The following is a 2,300-nucleotide window of genomic DNA, read 5'->3' on the forward strand; positions in this document are numbered from 1 at the left end:
AGGTAGAAACCCGGGATGTCGCGGGTGTTGATCGCTTCCATCACCAGTTTGATGCCGACGGCTTGCAGCTTGTCGGCGGCGTATTTGAGGTTGGCGACGAAGGTCTTTTCCACGGTGGCATCGTCGATACCTTGCGGACGAATACCGGCCAGGCAGTTGACCTGGGTGTTGCCCAGCACTTGTGCGTAGGCAATCGCCAGATCGACACCGGCGCGAAACTCTTCAACCCGATCCGGCAAGCAGGCAATTCCGCGCTCGCCCTTGGCCCAGTCACCGGCCGGCAGGTTGAACAGCACTTGGGTCAGACCGTTGGCGTCGAGCCTGGCTTTGATTTCGGCGGAGCTGAAGTCGTACGGGAACAGATATTCCACGCCACTGAAACCGGCCTTGGCGGCGGCGTCGAAACGGGCAAGGAAATCCTGTTCGGTGAACAGCATGGACAGGTTGGCTGCGAAACGCGGCATGGTGGTCTCCCGTTGTAGGTTCTCGTGTAACAGGTATGACGCAATTGGTCGGATGAAACGCGATCAGTCCCCTCTCCTGGGGGAGAGGGTTAGGGTGAGGGGGAATCCTGAGTCTGATCCCGATTTTGCGAGCACCGCAAAACCTTTCCCTCACCCCAGCCCTCTCCCGGGGGGAGAGGGAGCTAATTACGTTCAATCAAGCAGCGAAATCGCCGTTGGCGCATCGTTGCCGACCAGCGCCAGGTCTTCGAACTCGTTGACGGCGTTGATCTCGGTCCCCATGGAGATGTTGGTCACACGCTCCAGAATGATCTCGACGATCACCGGCACTTTGAACTCTTCGATCATCTGTTCGGCCTTGCGCAGGGCAGGGGCGATTTCCGACGGTTCGAACACACGCAGTGCCTTGCAGCCGAGGCCTTCGGCAACTGCGACGTGGTCAACCCCGTAACCGTTGAGTTCCGGCGCGTTCAGGTTATCGAAGGACAACTGCACGCAGTAGTCCATTTCGAACCCGCGCTGGGCCTGACGAATCAGCCCCAGGTACGAGTTGTTAACCACGACGTGGATGTAAGGCAGTTTGAACTGAGCGCCGACCGCCAGTTCTTCGATCATGAACTGGAAATCATAGTCCCCCGACAGGGCCACGACTTTGCGGCTCGGATCGGCCTTGACCACGCCCAGCGCTGCCGGAATGGTCCAGCCCAGAGGGCCTGCCTGACCGCAGTTGATCCAGTGACGCGGTTTGTAAACGTGCAGGAACTGCGCGCCGGCAATCTGCGACAGACCAATGGTGCTGACGTAGCAGGTGTCTTTGCCGAATACTTGGTTCATCTCTTCATACACGCGCTGCGGTTTGACCGGCACGTTGTCGAAGTGGGTCTTGCGGTGCAGGCTGGCTTTGCGTTGCTGGCAATCCTGCAACCAGGCACTGCGATTTTTCAGCTTGCCGGCGGCTTGCCACTCGCGAGCCACTTCGATGAACACGGTCAGCGCGGCAGCGGCGTCAGACACGATGCCCAGGTCCGGCGTGAATACACGGCCGATCTGTGTGCCTTCGATATCGACGTGAATGAACTTGCGACCTTCGGTGTATACGTCCACCGAACCGGTGTGACGGTTGGCCCAGCGGTTGCCGATACCCAGCACCACGTCGGATTTGAGCATCGTCGCGTTGCCGTAGCGATGCGAAGTCTGCAGGCCGACCATGCCGACCATCAACGGGTGATCGTCCGGGATGGTGCCCCAGCCCATCAGGGTCGGGATGACCGGGATGCCGGTGAGTTCGGCGAACTCGACCAGCAGGTCGCTGGCGTCGGCGTTGATGATGCCGCCACCGGCCACCAGCAATGGACGCTCGGCCTGATCAAGCAAGGCCAAAGCCTTCTCGACTTGAACGCGGGTAGCGGTCGGTTTGGCCAGCGGCAATGGCTGGTAGGCGTCGATATCGAATTCGATTTCGGCCATCTGCACGTCGAACGGCAGATCGATCAGCACAGGGCCTGGACGGCCGGAGCGCATCTCGAAGAATGCTTTCTGGAACGCGTAAGGCACCTGGCCCGGCTCCAGAACAGTGGTCGCCCACTTGGTGACTGGCTTGACGATGCTGGTGATGTCGACCGCCTGGAAGTCTTCCTTGTGCATACGGGCGCGGGGTGCCTGGCCGGTAATGCAAAGGATTGGAATCGAGTCGGCCGAGGCGCTGTAGAGCCCGGTGACCATATCGGTACCGGCAGGGCCGGAAGTCCCGATGCACACGCCGATGTTGCCGGCCTTGGTGCGGGTGTAGCCCTCGGCCATGTGCGAGGCGCCTTCAACGTGGCGAGCGAGGACGTG

Annotated in this window: 2 protein-coding genes; both read right to left on the minus strand. The window is 60.4% G+C overall.

Annotation, left to right across the window (positions count from 1 at the left end; all coding sequences use genetic code 11):
- The coding region (locus tag ACIOVB_RS23030; protein ID WP_401271716.1) for a TIM barrel protein at positions 1-464 on the minus strand (464 nt) is incomplete at its 3' end.
- A 192-nt stretch (positions 465-656) separates the two neighbouring features.
- Positions 657-2,300: glyoxylate carboligase (gene gcl / locus ACIOVB_RS23035; protein ID WP_401271718.1), on the minus strand; the 1,644-nt coding region annotated here is incomplete at its 5' end.

Origin of the sequence: Pseudomonas sp. NPDC087639 (assembly GCF_044743385.1) — a bacterium.
Taxonomy (GTDB): domain Bacteria; phylum Pseudomonadota; class Gammaproteobacteria; order Pseudomonadales; family Pseudomonadaceae; genus Aquipseudomonas.